The sequence below is a fragment of the Pseudanabaena sp. 'Roaring Creek' genome, assembly GCF_001402795.1.
In the GTDB taxonomy this organism is placed as follows: Bacteria; Cyanobacteriota; Cyanobacteriia; order Pseudanabaenales; family Pseudanabaenaceae; genus Pseudanabaena.
In genome coordinates this window covers 1-2,104 of sequence record NZ_LIRE01000532.1, presented here as the reverse complement: position 1 = coordinate 2,104, position 2,104 = coordinate 1, and the positions used below count along the sequence as shown (strand labels likewise).

The 2,104-nt window shown below is 41.1% G+C and carries 2 protein-coding genes; one reads left to right on the top strand and one right to left on the bottom strand.

The genetic code is table 11. From position 1 onward, the window contains the following. Positions 1-61: 61 nt before the first annotated feature. The gene (gene ftsE, locus AC805_RS16030; protein ID WP_055076350.1) at positions 62-850 is read right to left on the bottom strand and encodes a cell division ATP-binding protein FtsE; all 789 of its coding nucleotides are present in this window, start codon (positions 848-850) and stop codon (positions 62-64) included. Between the two features lie 394 nt (positions 851-1,244). On the opposite strand from ftsE, the gene AC805_RS16025 reads away from it, so the two are divergent. After that, positions 1,245-1,820 (top strand): PleD family two-component system response regulator, encoded by a 576-nt coding sequence (locus AC805_RS16025; protein ID WP_009625320.1) that lies wholly within the window; start codon positions 1,245-1,247, stop codon positions 1,818-1,820. Positions 1,821-2,104 lie beyond the last annotated feature (284 nt).

The following is a 2,104-nucleotide window of genomic DNA, read 5'->3' as shown; positions in this document are numbered from 1 at the left end:
AGGTACTTTAATTAATAGCAAGCTAATAGCAAGTCCCTAAGCTCACTTACTTAAACAATACTTAAACAATATATCCGTTCTGTAAATGTAATACGGGATGATTGGCGGCTCGAACTAGCTGTTCATCATGGGTTGTCAATAGCACTGTTACCCCAAAAGAATTTAATTTTTTCAAGATCTTAATGACTTGCCAAGCATTATCAGGATCGAGATTTCCTGTCGGCTCATCGGCTAGTACGAGAGGCGGCGTATTGACGATCGCGCGGGCGATGCTCGTCCGCTGCTGCTCCCCTCCCGAAAGCTCTTCGGGAAAACAGTCCGCCTTATGCATTAGCCCCACCATTTTGAGGGCTGGCTGAACCCGTCGCTGAATTTCCTTGTAGGTATAGCCCTGAGCCATTAAGACAAAGGCAACATTTTCGGAGACCGTACGTTTAGGTACGAGTTTGTAGTCTTGAAAGACAATACCGATCTTGCGACGCAGCATCGCCAAATTATTGCCTTTTAAACCCTTAAGGTTAAATCCATTCACAATTACTTCGCCATCGGTTGCTTGTTCGGCTCCATAGAGTAACTTTAATAGGGTCGATTTCCCCGATCCTGAATGCCCCGTAATAAATTTAAAATCCCCTTTATAAAGCTCAATATTGACATCGCGTAATCCAATTGCGCCATTGGCATAGGTCTTACGAACATTTTCTAATTTGACGATTGTTGCCTTTTGGCTTTGGTTATTTTGACTTTGGTTATTTTGACTTTGGTTATTTTGACCATGACTAGCATTGTCGTCAGTCTTATTCTTGTTGGCGTTAGTTGAAGTGGGGTTGGGTTTGGTTGGCAGTTTTAGCATGGGCGATCGCTTAAATATTCTGAAAAACCAGAGCATAGTTGCACCATGCCCGATCTTTGTACTTGAGATTATACAGACCCAGTCAAGGGATCGACATCGGCTATTGTTGCCATCTGCAAATTAAACGCGATCGCTTCTAATTTTTGGGTAGCGATATGCTAAATTATTGCGGGTTTAAGAGCTAAAACTGACAAAAGCTAGTAAGCTTTTATTTACTTGTTAGGCTTCTAATTGACGTAAGCTCTAATCAATCCCTAATTAAATCGAAATATGCTTGCTATCATTGTCGTTTAGAATTTTTACTATCCTGTCAGTGACAGTAATCTAATCGCCCAGAAAATTGGCTAATCAAGCTAAATCTCTATTCACCAAAATAACTGAGGGGTTATCAGCAGTGGCAGCTCACAAAATATTAGTAATTGATGATAGTCGCGTAATCCGTAATATGGTTCGTGATATGCTCCCGCCCGCAAACTTTGAGGTGCTAGAGGCAGCTGATGGTATTAAGGGACTAGAAATGATCCAACAGCAAAAGCCTTGGATGATCATGCTAGATTTTCTATTGCCTCGGATGAGCGGCTTTGAGGTTTACGAGACTTTGCAACAGAGCCCAGAATTGAGACGGATTCCGCTAGTTTTGATGTCTGGTCGCAAGGAGGAAGTAACTAGCAAAATTGCTGAGCCGTTTGAAGACAAATACCTCGTATTTATCGAAAAGCCTTTTGAACAAAAAGAACTAATCACAGCAATCAAAAAGGCAATGGTTTTGGTACAGAAGATGCCCCCCATCTCTGTCGTTACTCCAAGTACTCCCGTTGCCGATGCTGTGCCTCAAGAAAGAGCAGATGATGGTTTACTGCAACGTATTGAAGAGCTAGAAGCTAAGCATAAGCTTTTAGAACAGCAAGTGGCTTCCCAACAGAAGCAATTCCAACAGTTAGTTGATTTTATCAAGAAAAAACTAAAATAGTCTGAAATTAGCCATTGTCGATAGTTATTTCGCGATAACCCCACAAAAAAACGCTAGGAAAAGCAAAGCTTTTCCTAGCGTTTTTTTGTGAGTTCGGGATAATTTGAAACGTTTTTTGATAAAGGGTTTGCGTAGCAAACCCTTTATTAAAAAACAAAAGTATAGCTATCGCCAAATGTATAGTTGTTTTAAATAACTTGTAGACGGGCTTCGACTTCGCTCAGCCCTCGGTGTAAGCTAGCTGAGCGAAGTCGAAGCTGTAGTTTTTATTTGAATTATCTATA